General features: G+C 58.2%; 13 protein-coding genes and 1 pseudogene. 4 read left to right on the forward strand and 10 right to left on the reverse strand.

Features of this window, described 5'->3' with window-relative positions; all coding sequences use genetic code 11:
- Window positions 1–30: 30 nt before the first annotated feature.
- Window positions 31–1,527 carry a M20/M25/M40 family metallo-hydrolase gene (locus AC0V6W_RS01510; RefSeq protein WP_486146467.1) on the reverse strand — a complete coding sequence of 499 codons (1,497 nt, stop codon included), beginning with the start codon at window positions 1,525–1,527 and terminating at the stop codon, window positions 31–33.
- On the reverse strand, window positions 1,524–2,279 hold the full coding sequence (locus AC0V6W_RS01515; protein WP_486146469.1) for a 3-hydroxybutyrate dehydrogenase: 756 nt from the start codon (window positions 2,277–2,279) through the stop codon (window positions 1,524–1,526). Before AC0V6W_RS01515 ends, AC0V6W_RS01510 begins: the two co-directional genes overlap by 4 nt.
- Before the next feature lie 123 nt (window positions 2,280–2,402).
- Between AC0V6W_RS01515 and ypfJ the strand changes: the two genes are divergently transcribed.
- A complete protein-coding gene (gene ypfJ, locus AC0V6W_RS01520; RefSeq protein WP_486146471.1) occupies window positions 2,403–3,272 on the forward strand; it encodes a KPN_02809 family neutral zinc metallopeptidase in 870 nt (289 codons plus the stop codon).
- 25 nt (window positions 3,273–3,297) lie between these two features.
- On the forward strand, window positions 3,298–3,783 hold the full coding sequence (locus tag AC0V6W_RS01525; protein ID WP_486146473.1) for a hypothetical protein: 486 nt from the start codon (window positions 3,298–3,300) through the stop codon (window positions 3,781–3,783).
- A gap of 73 nt (window positions 3,784–3,856) precedes the next feature.
- Here AC0V6W_RS01525 and creD read toward each other — a convergent pair whose 3' ends face one another.
- The 3 genes from creD to AC0V6W_RS01540 form a co-directional block, all read right to left on the reverse strand.
- Window positions 3,857–5,278, reverse strand: a complete 1,422-nt coding sequence (gene creD / locus AC0V6W_RS01530) for a cell envelope integrity protein CreD (protein ID WP_486146475.1) — start codon at window positions 5,276–5,278, stop codon at window positions 3,857–3,859.
- A gap of 84 nt (window positions 5,279–5,362) precedes the next feature.
- Window positions 5,363–7,084 (reverse strand): M56 family metallopeptidase, encoded by a 1,722-nt coding sequence (locus AC0V6W_RS01535; RefSeq protein WP_486146477.1) that lies wholly within the window; start codon window positions 7,082–7,084, stop codon window positions 5,363–5,365.
- On the reverse strand, window positions 7,081–7,500 hold the full coding sequence (locus AC0V6W_RS01540) for a BlaI/MecI/CopY family transcriptional regulator (RefSeq protein WP_486146479.1): 420 nt from the start codon (window positions 7,498–7,500) through the stop codon (window positions 7,081–7,083). The genes AC0V6W_RS01535 and AC0V6W_RS01540 overlap by 4 nt, the downstream gene beginning before the upstream one ends.
- Window positions 7,501–7,622: 122 nt before the next feature.
- On the opposite strand from AC0V6W_RS01540, the gene AC0V6W_RS01545 reads away from it, so the two are divergent.
- On the forward strand, window positions 7,623–9,224 hold the full coding sequence (locus AC0V6W_RS01545) for an esterase-like activity of phytase family protein (RefSeq protein WP_486146481.1): 1,602 nt from the start codon (window positions 7,623–7,625) through the stop codon (window positions 9,222–9,224).
- Here AC0V6W_RS01545 and AC0V6W_RS01550 read toward each other — a convergent pair whose 3' ends face one another.
- The 5 genes from AC0V6W_RS01550 to sdhC all read right to left on the reverse strand — a co-directional run bounded on the left by AC0V6W_RS01550 (window position 9,225) and on the right by sdhC (window position 13,739).
- Complete coding sequence (locus tag AC0V6W_RS01550) at window positions 9,225–10,223, reverse strand: C13 family peptidase (protein ID WP_486146483.1); 999 nt, start codon at window positions 10,221–10,223, stop codon at window positions 9,225–9,227.
- A 124-nt stretch (window positions 10,224–10,347) separates the two neighbouring features.
- Window positions 10,348–11,097 carry a hypothetical protein gene (locus AC0V6W_RS01555; protein WP_486146485.1) on the reverse strand — a complete coding sequence of 250 codons (750 nt, stop codon included), beginning with the start codon at window positions 11,095–11,097 and terminating at the stop codon, window positions 10,348–10,350.
- A gap of 6 nt (window positions 11,098–11,103) precedes the next feature.
- Window positions 11,104–12,921, reverse strand: a complete 1,818-nt coding sequence (gene sdhA, locus AC0V6W_RS01560; protein ID WP_486151430.1) for a succinate dehydrogenase flavoprotein subunit — start codon at window positions 12,919–12,921, stop codon at window positions 11,104–11,106.
- 38 nt (window positions 12,922–12,959) lie between these two features.
- A complete protein-coding gene (gene sdhD, locus AC0V6W_RS01565) occupies window positions 12,960–13,346 on the reverse strand; it encodes a succinate dehydrogenase, hydrophobic membrane anchor protein (RefSeq protein WP_486146487.1) in 387 nt (128 codons plus the stop codon).
- A gap of 3 nt (window positions 13,347–13,349) precedes the next feature.
- Window positions 13,350–13,739, reverse strand: a complete 390-nt coding sequence (sdhC, locus tag AC0V6W_RS01570) for a succinate dehydrogenase, cytochrome b556 subunit (RefSeq protein ID WP_486146489.1) — start codon at window positions 13,737–13,739, stop codon at window positions 13,350–13,352.
- Window positions 13,740–13,882: 143 nt separating this feature from the next.
- Between sdhC and AC0V6W_RS01575 the strand changes: the two are divergent.
- A pseudogene (locus AC0V6W_RS01575) lies at window positions 13,883–14,609 on the forward strand (SDR family NAD(P)-dependent oxidoreductase).
- The last annotated feature ends 17 nt before the right edge of the window (window positions 14,610–14,626 follow it).

The raw sequence follows: 14,626 nt of genomic DNA on the forward strand, positions 1-14,626 counted from the left end.
CTGCCCCGTCCTGCAATGTTCATCGCCGCGCTAGGGTTGATAACCGCGCGTATCGGCAAAATGGCGCAGCAATTCGGCATGCAGCAGCACATCATCCACTGCCCCGCCCAGCTCCAGCCCTGCAATTTCATCTGAGGGAGCATGGTAATCGCCATCCAGATACGGCCCCAGGATCGCGCGCGAACCGAATGTGGTTGATATGAGCACTGCGGGCACGTCTTTATTGAGCAGCGCCCAGCCATCCTGACGCTGGACAAACTGGTTCGCCACTTCGGGATCGCCCAGCTTTCGCCCCGCCTGGCGCAGAATATCTTTAACCGGGCGATCAATCACGGTTCGCCCATCGCCAATAAAGCCAACCGGGCTGCCCTGAGGCGCAAGCGCGGCGGTGTCGAAATTGAACGCGGCAAGGATTGAGGAAAGCGGCACAGGGGGCGTTTCGGCAAAGGATTTCGCGCCCAGCAATCCGGCTTCTTCCGCGCTGGTCGCCAGAACATAGATATCGCGGTCATGCGGGCCAGTGGCAGCCAGACGGCGCGATACTTCGAGCATGGCGGCAATCCCGCTGGCATTATCGACCGCGCCATTGCAGATAGCATCAGGAGCATCTGCGCTGCCGCATTCGCCCAGATGATCCCAATGCGCCAGCATAAGCACCGCGCCTGCATCCGGGTTTGTGCCTGCCAGTTTTCCGATGACATTGTAGCTTGTAAATTCGCGCCTGTCCGATGTCGCTTCAATCGTTGCCTGCGCGTTCAGGATGCGGGGTGCAAAATCATCCCGCATGGCCGCTCCAACAAGCCGGTCCCAGCTTTTTCGGTTGAGTGCAGCGCCCAGTGCATCATGCGTGACATAAGCGCTTAGCGAACGGGTTTCCTCGCTCGCAAGCACAATGCGTTCATTGCCAAACGCGGTCTTCAGCCCAGCAATCTCCGCGCTGTTCTCAACCACTGTGATGATCGCCGCTGGCCCCTTGGCAAACAGCTCTGCGCGCCTGTCAGAGCCAGTGCGCGCGGCGCCGCCGGGATTTTCAGCGCTCACTCCATCCAGCATAATGACGACTTTGCCTGCAATTATGTCTGCGGGCGCTTCATAACCCAATTGGCCGACAAACACGGCCTCTGCCCGCTCAACCAATTCGCGGCGCGACGCGGTGAAAGCGACCGCGTCTTTGCTGTCAAAAGCGATCTCGCGATTGCCGTACCGGACCGCGACTTTGCTGGTAAAAGGCGCCGTGCTGACCAGCGGGACCGGCGCGCGCCATTCGCTGCCGGGATCATTGGTGCCCGATGTCAGCCCTGCGGCCTCCATCTGCTGCGTGATATAAGCAACCGTGCGTTCACCGCCCAAAGTGCCCGGTTTTCGCCCGCCAAAATCATCGCTGGCAAGCACTTCGATATCGCGCATCATCGCGTCTGCAATGCGCGCACGCTCTGATGAGGATGCAGAAGCAATCGGCCCGCCAGAACACGCCGCCATGGCAGCGACCGCCATTGCAAGGCCAAACAAGCGCAGCGCGTGCATCATTCGGCAGTCCAGCCCCCGTCAATGCTCCAATTGGCGCCTGTCACATTGCCCGCTTCCTCGCGGCACAAAAACACCGCGAGCGCGCCCACTTCATGGGGTTGCACAAATTTCTTGGTCGGCTGTTTGGCGAGCAGTACATCGTTGATAACTTCTTCCCGGCTAAGACCACGCGCCTCCATCGTATCGGGGATTTGCCCTTCGATCAGCGGCGTCCAGACATAGCCGGGTGAAATGCAATTGGCAGTCACGCCCGTTTGCGCCAGTTCCAGCGCGATGGTTTTGGTAAAGCCTGCCACCGCATGTTTGGATGCATTATACGCGCTTTTGAACGGCGATGCAGTGAGTGAATGGGCGCTGGCGGTGTTGATGATCCGGCCCCAGCCTTTCTCTTTCATCCCCGGCACCGCGCACCGCGTTGTGTGGAACACCGCCGTCAGGTTAAGCGCGATCACTGCGTCCCATTTGTCTGCCGGGAAGTCCTCCACCGGGCTGACATGCTGCATGCCAGCATTGTTAATGAGGATATCAAGCGGGCCGATATCCGCCATCATCCCCTCAATCGCGGCCTTATCCATCAGGTTGGCACCGTTAAAATCTGCGCCCAGTTCATCCTGCAGGGCGGCAATTTCATCACGGTCGCCCAAACCGTTGAGGATGATGCTGGCCCCTTCTGCCTTAAGCGCGCGCGCCATCGCCAGACCAATTCCCGAGGTCGACCCCGTGATCAAAGCCTTCTTGCCTTCAAGCAGCATTGCCAACCCCCTTATCGTGTTCCATTGATGCACAGCAATTGCGCGGGTCGCCGCGTGTGTCCAGCGAATTTGACGCACACTGCGATGCAATAAAGGATCAATGCGTCGCGGGGAGGATGCACAATGCGGCTGAACAGGTTTGATACATCAAAGATTAAAGTGCGCTCCTCTAATGGCGGCGGCAGGCGCATGGGGCGCGCGGGCGGCGTTGGCTGCGGCACTATCGTCATCGCGATCATTGCCGCTTTGGTGTTTGGCGTTGATCCGATGCAGACCATCGGCACAATCGGCGGGATGCAGCAGCAATCAGGCCCCGTCAGCACATCCAGCAGCGATATGAGCGAGGAACAGGTCTGCAATAGCGGTCCCTATGCGATGGAGGCATGCTCAGCTCTCACCAATCTGAACGAGACATGGGAGCCCATTTTTGCGCGATCAGGCGTGCAGTTTGAACAGCCCTTCCTTGACCTTTACCGCAATGGCCGTGTGATGACGCAAGGGTGCGGCGGGGCGACATCAGCGTCGGGTCCGTTTTACTGCCCGGCCGATATGGGCATTTACATCGATGTCTCGTTCTACGATCAGCTAGCGCAAATGTCGGGCACGCGCGGGGATTTTGCGCGGCTCTATGTGCTGGCGCATGAATATGGCCACCACATCCAAAACATTCGGGGTCTTGCCGATCAAGTGCGCAGCGCGCAGCGGCAGAACCCTTCGCAATCCAACCGGTTGCAAGTGCGCATGGAATTGCAGGCGGATTGCTATGCAGGCGTGTGGGCGGGCCTTAACGCTGACCGGATTGAGCCGGGCGATATGCAGGAAGGTCTGGCCGCAGCCAGCGCGATTGGGGATGACACCTTGCAGCGCAATGCAGGCCAACGTATCAATCCTGAAGGTTTCACACATGGCACCAGCCAACAGCGCCGAGAGGCTCTGCAACGAGGATTGGAGAGCGGTAATGCAAGCGCTTGCGACGCATATTTTCAAACTTAAGATTGTTCCCAAATGCGCTGCCCCCGTGGGATTTGCCATCGCGGCTGTATTCGCCAGTCCGGTAGCAGCCCAAGTCGTTAGCGATGATCCCGATGCTGAAGAGATTGCGCGCACCCCGCTGAATGATCTCAACATCAATCCTGATGAAATCCCCGAAGTGCTGCTAATCGCGGCGAAAGACCCTTATGCATCCGAAGGATTATCCAGCTGCAATGCAATTGTCGCGCAAGTGGCTGAGCTCGATACAGTGCTCGGACCTGACTACGATCTTGCAGGAGAAGCCGACACCGATTTGACTGTCGGAAAAGCAGCGAAAGGTCTGGTCGGATCTGTCATCCCGTTTCGCGGTATCTTGCGCGAAGTGTCCGGCGCCGCGGGCGACAAGCGCAAGGAGAATGCCGCGATTATGGCCGGCATGGTGCGGCGCGGGTTCTTAAAAGGTTTGGGACAGGAACGCGGGTGCGAATACCCTGCACGTCCAAAAACCGAAACTGCCGAAGACGAGAATTAAACCCATCCATAATGACAAAAGGGCCGGAAGCGGTGATGCTCCCGGCCCTTTGTCTGTCGCGGAATGAGCCGCGTTAAGCTTCCAGCTCTTCCTCATCCGGTTTGCTCGCGCGCACCTGTGTCCAGTCAATATTGCGCGTGGCATACATCACCCCTGCAAGCGCTGCGAACAGCATGACAGAACCGATCACCAGCGACCATGCCTCAAGGTTGAGCAGCACGTAAAGCACCGCATACAGCCCCACCAGCATACCGCCGATCACACCTGCACGCTTCCAGCTTTTCAGCACAGCCGCGCTGTAACTGGTCAGCAGGCCAATGATTGCGCCGCTTGATATCGTATAGGCCAGCGCAAATCCGACCAGCTCTGCAAAAGCGAGCAGCATGACGAAGAACAAGATCAGCCCCGCCCCTGTCAGCAGATATTCCGCAGAAGCAACCCGCGCGCCTGCAACAATGTCGAACATCAAAAACGCAAGGAACGTGAAGCCGATAAACAGGAACCCGTATTTCAAAGCGCGCTCGACCTGTTTGTAAAGGTCAACCGGCTCCATAAAGCCAATCGAGGCGATGTTATCGCCCGGAGGCGGCACGGAACGGCTTCCAAATCCATCATCATAATAGGTCGGATTGACCGGCACTTCGGGTTGGCCAATGCTGACCAGCGATTGCCCCAGCGCCAGATTGGAAACCGACCATTTGGCTTTGAACCCATCCTTGCTTACCTCGCGGTCGTCATCCCCCGGCAGAAATCCTCCGGTAAAGCTGGGATGCGGCCAGGTGCTGGTCACATTCCAATCGGTCGCCGCCCCGCGCGGGACAAAGCTGAGATTGGTTGATCCGCGCAGCGAATAGCCAAAATCAAGCGCAATCGGCTCTGCCCCTGTCCAATCGAAAAAGGCGTGAACCCCGCTGCCATTGCTGTCAGGGCCAAGACCTGGATTAAGCACAAGCGCAGCGCCATTGGCAGACAATTGCGCATCGGTTTGCAAGCCCTTGGGATCGCTTACCGAAAGCTGGATATAGGCCTCATCCAGCAGCAGGCTGGCCGCATCAATCCCCAGCTTGTCGAGATCATCGGGCAAAGCAAACTGCGCTGTGCCCGCCATTTGCGCGTCATAGACGACCGTTTCATAAATCGCCCCGCGGCTGCGCTTTTCCGGATCAACATTGGTGGTGATATCCTGCGCCTGTGCAGCGATGAACAGGTTCTGGCGAGTCTGGTAATTGCGCGTGACAGTTTTGCCGTCCACCTCTTCGGATGATTGGGTGGTGGTTGTGTACGGCACCACCAGCATCGGCCCGGCAATCGTTTGCGCGCCGGCCCAGCCCGCCTCAATCGAATTTTGCGCGATGCGTGCCTGATGCTGGCGATCGCTCACCAACAGATACACCATCGCCAGCGGAATAATGAGCGCCAGGCCCACCAATCCCGCCAACAGCAATTTCACACCCGGACTTCGTTCCTTGCGGCCTGAGCCGCCTTTGTACGCCATCGCCTCGTCCTCCTATGATTGAGACGAAACGTGCAATGATAGCGACGAAGTGAATTGAATGTGAACTGGTGTAAATAAGCCGCGTCAGCTCGATTGATTTTCCCATTCGCGGATTTGCTTATCCAGCTCTTTCACGATGTCACGGCGCATCGACTTGTCGAGATCGCGGCTTTTCAGGATCGCCTTGCGCGCTTCCTTTAAGCCCATGAGAGCATTTGCCATGATACGCTTTTTACAGACCATGGTGGTGGTGAGCCCGTTTTGATCCGTAGTCGTTGTGGCAACATCATCCGATGAGGAATGGCATTCCATCTTTACAACCGTGCGGCCCATATGCTGCCCCGCCTCATTAAGCTCCGCCATGGTTTCAGCCAGTTCAGCGGGAAGCTCGTCCAATTCCTCTTTCGCCTCAGCAAGACTTTCGCGGACCTCTTCGAGGATTTCCTCGCGCTCTTCATCGGTCAGGCGGCGGGTGCTGCTGATATTGCTGGTGCGATAGACGGTGCGGTGCACTTGTCCTTCGCCCTCCTGCTCATCTGCGGCATCGACAATGACGGTGACCGTCTCATCGGCAGAAATGTCCCGCGCCTCGCCCGTATCAGGATCAATTGTCAAAATTGTCGCGGATGGCGCATCCGGTGCAAGCGGAGCAGCGGGCGCCTCTGGAGCGAGACCGGGAGCGAGACCGGGAGCAGGAGCGATGGGCGGCTGCGGCGGCTGCACTGACACTGCGGGAGCACTTGGCGGGGCGACCTCGGCAAGCGAGACGGCAGGCGCATCGGGCGCACCGGGCACATCAGGCGCAGCATAGCTGATCGAGGCAGTCAGCGGCAAAGCGAGCACGCCTGCCCCCAAGACAAAGCGGCCAGCAATAGTGCGGCGCTGGGACATATCGGTCATAGTAAGGCTCCTTAGCCGGTGGATGATGGATTTTTCGCCCAGCACAGGGCACGCCATCGGCGCTGCGAGGGCAACATTGGGACCAGCGGCAAAGCTGGCAATAACATTGGCATAATGCGCTTTGGTCTCTGCCGGAGCCTGCGCCATGACGCGCGCGTCGCACGCCGCTTCCTGATCGCGGCGCAGCGCCAGCCAGCCATACCGGCCAAGCGGATTGAACCAGTGTAGCGCAAACAGCAGCTGCACCGCCATATTGACGCTGAGATCGCGGCCGCGGTGATGCGCCAGTTCATGCGCCAGCGCCAGATCGCGCGCCTGTCTGTCAGGCTGCGCCATAAAACCCTGGGGCAAGGCCACCACTTTGTCGATCACGCCAAAAGCAACAGGCGAATGCGTGGCAGGGGTTTCAATGAACCGCACAGCGCCATCGCGCCCCACATCGCGCGCGCCGTCAAACAGATGCGCGCGCAGGCGGAAATAGGCAGCAAACCGGGCATAAAGGAACGCGGCGGCACCGATCAGCCACACTGCGATTGCGATGGCGATGAGCGCAGACCCATCAAACCCGGCAATCGGGGTAATCAGTGTGGCAGGATCAGGCACCGCCGCTCCCGATTCCGCAGTGCCAGAAGTTGTCGCAACCGGAGTGTGGAATCGAGTTTCGTTATCAAGAACCTGCAGGTCCGCATTTTGATCCAGCATGGCCGAACCTTTTTCTTGCGGCGGCGCAGGGGCAAGCCAGCTGGGCAATTGCACGGGAGGGAGCAGCAATCGCGCCATCGGAAGCGCCCACAAGGCATAGGCGATCTGCGGCCCAAACCAGCGCGCAACCGGGCGGCGAATGATCAGCACGGCAGCGATGAGAATGCCGGTCCAAACCAGCGTATCGACAAGCCACCCGGTCATTGCTTCAACTCCTTGAGCAACGCCTCAATCTCGGACAGATCATCTTCGCTGAGAGCTTCAGTTTCTGCCAGATGGGCAACCAGGCTTGCAGCTTTCCCGCCAAACAGGCGGTCCACCAGTTTCTTGGATTCCCCGCCGACATAATCCTCGCGCGCGATTGTCGCGGTGTAGAGATAGCGGCGGCCATCAGGCTTTGCCTCAATCGCCTGTTTCTGAACGAGCCGGGAAAGCAGCGTCTTGACCGTGGGAAGGCTCCACCCGCGCTGTTCGCACACCGCTGCGCACACATCGGCAGCGCTGGCGGTGCCCTTGGCCCAGAGCACTTCAACCACGGCGAGTTCAGCCTCGCTGATGCGATCCGGGATATGGCCTGCAGGATTATGGCCTGCGCTTGAAGTTGGATCGGCCTTTGACACAAGCACTCTCCCCTGACTGATTACGCCTGTAGTCATACCGACTACGTCTGTAAACATGAAGCCCGGATGAACGTGGCCGATTGAAGCTTGCTCTTCGATAAACCGCCGATATTCTTGGCCGAATGACCTGGATCACCCGCAGCCTCGTTTTCCTTTGCTTTTGCCTGACACCCCTCCCCCACCAGTATGTACTTGCGCAACAGGACATCTGGGCAGAGACAGAGCAGGTTCCCCTCAACCCGGACGATACAGCGGCGGCGGAAGTGGGCGAACTTGTCTATAAAGGCGGCATCAAAATCGATCCCGGCGAGCATGATATTGGCGGGATCTCAGGGCTGGAATGGCACGATGAGGCACTATGGGCGGTGAGCGATAATGGCCGCTGGATGCGCATTTTGCCCGATGAAGCAGGCGGCGAACTGGTCGATCTCACCGCAATAGACATCGGAAGGCTGCGCGATCTGAAAGGCAAAGAGCTCAAGAAGAAAGAGCTCTCCGATGCAGAGGCAATAACGCGCGATCCGGAAGGCGGGTGGCTGATCGCGTTCGAGCGGCATCACCGGATCTGGCGCTATGCATCTCTGGATGGACCTGCCGCGGCGACTGATGCTCGCTCAGGCACAAATTCTGCGATCAAGCTCACCGAAGATGCCGTGCCGAATGCAGGCCTCGAAACTTTGGCCGTGGGCACCGACGTCATTATTGCGTGCGTTGAACGCGAACCAGAAGAACGTCCCAATTGTTCGCTCTCATCCATGGGCGGATCACAGCAATTCAAGCTGGCTGTTCCCGATATAGTGGCCGAACATGACGGTGCGCCCGTCGATGCCACATGCTCGGTCGACGACATCTGCTACGTGCTTTATCGCAGCTATCGATCTGGTGAGGGAAACCGCGCAGCTATCGTCGAATTCTCGCCCGGCAAAGAAGCGCGGAACCTCGCAACCTTCTTACCGCCGCTCACGCTCGACAATTTCGAAGGGTTAGCCTTTCGCGAACACAATGGCCGCCGCTATCTTTATCTCGCGTCCGATGACAATTTTAACAACTGCATGAAGCGAACACGCGATGGGTGCCAGAACACGCTGTTGATGAAGTTCGAGATCAAGCAGGACGATATCCCGCCGCCTTCAATCGAAGCGCCGCCGCCTGTGACGCAATACGAGACCACTTCGGTCGTACTTGAAACGGCGCTGGGCGACATCACCATCGCGCTTGAAACCGAGCGCGCGCCTATCACGGCTGCTAATTTCCTTCGCTACGTGGATGAGGACCGATTTGACGGCGTAGTCTTTTACCGCGCCATGTCGATGGAATGGGGCGACCAGCCCAATGGCTTGATCCAGGGCGGCGCGCAGTGGGATCCCAAACGCATCCTTCCCGGCATTGAGCATGAGCCAACCAATATGACCGGCCTCAGCCACACCACAGGCGCGATTTCGATGGCGATGGGCGAACCCGGCACCGCCAATGGTGATTTCTCCATCATGCTGGGCGATCAAACCGGCCTTGATGCAAAGCCCGCCTCAGACGATCCAGTGTGGAAGCATGGTTATGCGGTGTTCGGTTATGTCACCGATGGGATGGATGTCGTTGCCGCCATTCACGCAAGCCCGGTTGATCCGGACAAAGGCGATGGTTGGATGAAAGGGCAGATGCTGGCCGAACCTGTCACAATAATCGAAGCGCGGCGTGCCAGCACGAGCACCCTCAGCACGCCTTAATCATTCGCCCACAGCGGGCCGTCCGACAGGCATGCTGGCCGTTTGCGGCATGCGTTCTTCCAACTGCGGCAGCCACTCGGCGACCCCCGCGCCAATCGAGGTTTGGGGCAAGGATGCAAGCAGACGCTGGCTAATCTCCCACCCTGCCACCGTGCGCCCTGCCTCTGATGCGGCATCGCCGAGGGGCTGCGGTTTGCGCAAAGCGCGATTGATCAGAGCATCGCCAAAGAATGTCCAATCATTCTCCGCTCGGCAGCCAAACGATGTGCGCGTGTCCGCCGAAGCGGTGAGGATGGCGGTGTCTTCACTTTTTAGGGCGGGAATAAACACGCCTGAATAACACGCCGACAGGATAAGCACGCGCCGCTCGATCCCCAATTCGGCCAGCACCTCCGCCAGCTTGGCGGGGCTGAGCACGCCGTATCCCTCATCACCGTAATGGTAAGCCAGCCCCAATTTCAGCCCATGGCTGGTCGTATACATCACCAGCACATCTTCATCGCGGTCCATTTTCTCCGCGACAGAAGCAAGGCTGACCAGCAGCGTATCGATCGACCCGCGCGGGCGATCATCGCGAGTGCCATCCGGCCCGGCAAGCGTCAGCGTGCGCCCGCCCGCATCAAACCTCGCGCCCAGCACACGCCCGGCTTCGCGCGCTTCGCGAGCAAAAACCGGATCGCTATCAAGCGCGACCGTCACGACATAAGCATCCACCACGCCCGGCCGCTGAGGCTGGATCGCAGCGAGCGCTTTATCAAGGCGGCGGCGCTGTTCGAGCAGGTCTTTCGCCGCAAATCCGCGCTGGAACTGCGGGGCGGCATCAAAGCTTTTTCGCTTTTCAGACCGCGTTTTGCCCGTGGCGAGATTCGGAATGGGCACCGTGTGCTCAGGCGGCTGATTGGGGTTATCCGCAGAATCGCTGCTTGACGAGGACTGCGAAATAGCAGGAACCGCGACCAGAGCGGCAAGGCCCAGCCCCAAAAGTGCACCTTTGATCATAGACGCAAGGCTGGCGGGTTAGGGCGCGAAGTGCAAGGTTTTTGGTTGGGTCTTGCTCAAGCCATCAAAAGCGGGGCCCGGGACCAAGCCTGCGATGACGAATTTAAATCGAACGATAGGTACGTCATTCGAATTCGAGATCAGAAGACAAGTTGCTGATTAGTGCCGACCGGCTCGCCTCAGTTAGATAGAGTGCGAGCACCGCCGCCGGAGTGCCAAAGAATGTAGATAGGATCGCGCCATCCAAAGCGAGAAAAACAATAGTCAGGGCGATCACAAAAAATGGAGTGCTTATCAGCCAACTTCGCAATCGCTGACCCTTTTCCCACGCAAACAGTGGCACAGGGAGATCGCGAAAGAAGTATACAATGGCGGCTGCGACGATCGAGCAAACGACAAAAAGCATAATGTAAGCAGTGCTCATATACATCATCGGTATGCCGATGCTATCGGCGCACCAAGGAAACTCACCTCGCGCTGCGTCGAGCTCGATGCTGAACATTGTGGATTGCCAGCTGATAGCCAGCACAACTGCACCTAAAACAAAAAACGTCAATGGGTTGGTGGGCGTCCAGACCTTCCTCGCATCCGTTTTCCTAAACACCAGTAAGATCAACCAAGCAGAGATAGCTGCTAAGGCGAGACTGGCGCCGCCCTGCATAACCGGATTGCGCATAGTCTCAAGCGCCGCCAAACTTTCATGCCACCCCTCGACCACACCGCGACCATCGCAGGCATCCGGGCCTTTCAATTGCCTCGCTGCGTGAACATCACTGTATGCTGGCATCGTTTGCCCGTAGAAAAAGAGGCCCGCTCCCGCCGTAGCGACCAGCGCTAGCGGCAAACGGGCGAGCCGCTCAAAACTTTGGGTCATATGCCGCTAGTAAACCCGCGCCTTAGGCTCGATATATTCCGCATCTTCGGTCAGTGTGTATTCGTGCACCGGGCGGTAATCCAGGCGGATATTGCTTCCGCGGCCGCCCCAGCCATCGAACCAGGCGACGGTGTGCTTCATCCATTCGGCATCGTTCCGGTCAGGGTAATCCTCATGCGCGTGCGCGCCGCGACTTTCCTTGCGGTTCGCGGCTGATGCCATGGTGACGTTTGCCTGGCTCATCAGATTGTCGAGCTCTAGCGTCTCAATCAGATCCGAATTCCAGATCAGCGATTGGTCAGTCACGTGAATGTCTTCCATCCGCTTGTTCTGATCGGCGAGTTTCTGGACGCCTTCATCCATCAGTTTCTGGTCGCGGAAGACGGCGCAGTGTTTCTGCATCGCTTTTTGCATATCAGAACGGATTTCTGCCGTCGGCGAACCGCCTTTGGCATAGCGGAAGTGATCGAGGCGAGTTAGCGCGAAATCGGCGCTGTCGCCCGGCAATTCGGGCTGGCTTGCGCCTGCAACGGTGTTTTCTTTGAGGTGGAGGCCAGTTGCACGGCCAAAGACGACAAGGTCAATCAAAGAGTTTGAACCCAGACGGTTTGCGCCGTGCACAGAGACACACGCCGCCTCACCCACGGCGTAAAGGCCGGGAACGACGCTGTCGGGATCGCCATCGGGACCAATGGTCACAACCTGACCGTGATAGTTACACTGGATGCCGCCCATATTGTAATGGACCGTCGGCGTTACCGGCAAAGCTTCACGCGTTAGATCAACGCCTGCGAAAATCTTGCCGCTTTCGGTGATGCCGGGCAGGCGCGCGGCTAAGACATCAGGATCAATGTGGTCAAGATGCAGATGGATATGATCGCCCTCTGCCCCGTGCCCGCGACCTTCGCGCATTTCCAGTGCCATTGAGCGGCTGACAACATCGCGTGATGCGAGATCTTTGGCAGATGGTGCGTAACGCTCCATAAAGCGTTCGCCTTCGGAATTGGTGAGGTAACCGCCCTCGCCCCGTGCGCCTTCGGTAATCAGCACGCCTGCGCCGTAAATGCCGGTGGGGTGGAACTGGACGAACTCCATATCCTGCAAGGGGAGGCCAGCGCGCAAAACCATGCCGCCACCATCGCCGGTGCAGGTGTGCGCGGATGTTGCGGTGTAGTAGCAGCGGCCATAGCCGCCAGTTGCAAGCACAACAGATTGCGCGCGGAAACGGTGGATGGTGCCGTCATCCAGACACATCGCCATCACGCCGACGCATTTCTGCTGGCCATCGACAGTGGCCATAATCAGGTCGAGTGCGAAATATTCGATGAAGAAATCCGCATCGTATTTCAGGCTCTGCTGATAGAGCGCGTGAAGCATCGCATGCCCGGTACGGTCAGCCGCTGCACAAGTGCGCTGCACTGGCGGGCCCGCGCCCATATTTTGCATGTGCCCGCCAAAGGGACGCTGATAAATCGTGCCATCTTCATTGCGCGAAAACGGGACGCCTGCATGTTCCAGCTCGTAAACTGCCTGGGGCGCTTCGCGGGCGAGATATTCAATCGCGTCCTGATCGCCCAGCCAGTCTGACCCTTTGACGGTGTCATACATGTGCCAGGTCCAGTGATCGGGCGTGTTGTTGCCAAGCGATGCCGCGATCCCGCCTTGGGCCGCGACGGTGTGGCTGCGTGTGGGGAAAACCTTCGAAATGTTGGCGGTGCGCAGGCCCGCTTCGGCAGCGCCCATGGTTGCGCGCAGGCCTGATCCGCCCGCACCCACGACGACGACGTCATAGGTGTGGTCGATGATCTTGTAAGACCCTTTCAGGTCGGGGCCTGATGCGTCGTTTGCCGGCTTGCTTGCCATTATCCTTGAACTCCGAATGCGAGACTTGCGACGCTGAACAGTGCGAATGCGCCGCCGCCAAAGGCTGCCAGATTAAGCGCAGAGAGCGCTCCGAATTTGGTGCCGGGATTGTGAACGTAATCTTCGATAAGGACTTGCAGCCCCATGCGCGCATGCGAAAAAAGGCTGATAACCAGCAGCATCATCGGCACGGCGGCAATCGGCTTTTTAAGCCAGGCCGACACCGCGTCGTAATTCAGATCGCCCAGCATCAAAAAACTGACCGCAAGCCAGCTCATCAAAACGAGATTGCTGATCGCGGTAAAGCGCTGGACCAGCCAATGATGTGCGCCTTCGTGAGAGGAGCCAAGCCCGCGAACGCGCCCGATTGAGGTTCCGTTACCCATGGATCAGCTCCCCTGGCCGAAAAAGACGTAGAGCCACACGGCAACAGTCGCGAACAAAGCGATCAGCGGCGATAGGATCGACCACATCTTGTTGATCGACAATTCATAACCCGCGCCAATATCCAGCACGAAATGGCGCAGACCGCTCATCATGTGAGTGAAAAACGCCCAGGTCAGGCCGACCATCACGATGTAACCCATTGGCGATGTCATCAGACCATAGAACAATTCATAGCTCGACGGGCCCGACGCAATCGCGCCCAGCCACCACACCAGCAGCGCCAGCCCAACCAGCGCCATGCCATCGCCTGTGGCCCGGTGCAGAATGGAAACCAGCATATGCGGCCCCCAGCGCCATATCTGAAGATGCGGCGAAAGCGGTCTGTTGTTCATAGTGATCCCGTTAAAACCTTTGAATGCGTAACTGTCATTTCTTCTCCACTTAGCGCACCATGCGATAGAGGCAAGCGCATCGCGCATAGCTCTCTTGCAAAGATTGAGATAACGAGTTGCAAAATTGGGGATAGAGATCTGCCATGAGCGCCATTTTAGTCACCGGATCAAGCCGCGGGATCGGCGCTGCTATCAGGGAAGTGCTTGAGGCCCGCGGGTGCCGGGTGATCGGCCATTCCACACGCGGCGATGGCAAAGAGGAATTGGCGGCAGATTTCCACAGCACTTTTGCCGCGCAGGCCCTGTGGGAAGAGGCCCTGGCAATGGCCGATGGTAGAATTGACGCGGTTATCAACAATGCGGGTCTGTTTGAGGCAAACCCGCTTAAAGCATCGGACATTGAATGGATGGATGCGTGGGAAGATACGCTGCGCATCAATCTAACGGCAGCTGCGCAATTGTCGCGTTTCGCTGTGAAGCACTGGCTTTCGCAAGACCGTGATGGCGAGGGTGTGCGCGGGCGATTGGTGCATATCGCCAGCCGCGCAGCCTATCGCGGCGATTCTGCCCGATCACTGGCATTATGCGGCAGCCAAAGGCGGCATGGTAGCGATGCACAAGACAATTGCTCGCGGCTATGCTGGTGATGGCGTGTTGAGTTTCGCTGTCACGCCAGGCTTTACCGATACGGCGATGGCTGGAAATTATTTGGAGAGCCGCGGCGGTGATCGGCTTTTGGCAGATATACCCCTTGGCCGCGTGACAGAACCCGAAGAAATCGCGAGCATTGCCGCATTTTGTGCCTGCGATGCCCCGCCCAGCATGACAGGCGCTGTGATTGACGCAAATGGCGCGAGTTTTGTCCGGTGAGATTTGGAGTGCCTCTC

It is taken from the genome of Erythrobacter sp. JB1-7 (assembly GCF_057365015.1).

Bases quoted from the DNA above. Each gene is read 5' to 3' on its own strand.
- AC0V6W_RS01515 (WP_486146469.1), bottom strand. From the start codon at position 2,279: ATGCTGCTTGAAGGCAAGAAGGCTTTGATCACGGGGTCGACCTCGGGA.
- AC0V6W_RS01550 (WP_486146483.1), bottom strand. From the start codon at position 10,223: ATGATCAAAGGTGCACTTTTGGGGCTGGGCCTTGCCGCTCTGGTCGCG.
- sdhC (WP_486146489.1), bottom strand. From the start codon at position 13,739: ATGAACAACAGACCGCTTTCGCCGCATCTTCAGATATGGCGCTGGGGG.
- AC0V6W_RS01555 (WP_486146485.1), bottom strand. From the start codon at position 11,097: ATGACCCAAAGTTTTGAGCGGCTCGCCCGTTTGCCGCTAGCGCTGGTC.
- AC0V6W_RS01545 (WP_486146481.1), top strand. From the start codon at position 7,623: ATGACCTGGATCACCCGCAGCCTCGTTTTCCTTTGCTTTTGCCTGACA.
- ypfJ (WP_486146471.1), top strand. From the start codon at position 2,403: ATGCGGCTGAACAGGTTTGATACATCAAAGATTAAAGTGCGCTCCTCT.
- AC0V6W_RS01510 (WP_486146467.1), bottom strand. From the start codon at position 1,527: ATGATGCACGCGCTGCGCTTGTTTGGCCTTGCAATGGCGGTCGCTGCC.
- AC0V6W_RS01535 (WP_486146477.1), bottom strand. From the start codon at position 7,084: ATGACCGGGTGGCTTGTCGATACGCTGGTTTGGACCGGCATTCTCATC.
- sdhD (WP_486146487.1), bottom strand. From the start codon at position 13,346: ATGGGTAACGGAACCTCAATCGGGCGCGTTCGCGGGCTTGGCTCCTCT.
- creD (WP_486146475.1), bottom strand. From the start codon at position 5,278: ATGGCGTACAAAGGCGGCTCAGGCCGCAAGGAACGAAGTCCGGGTGTG.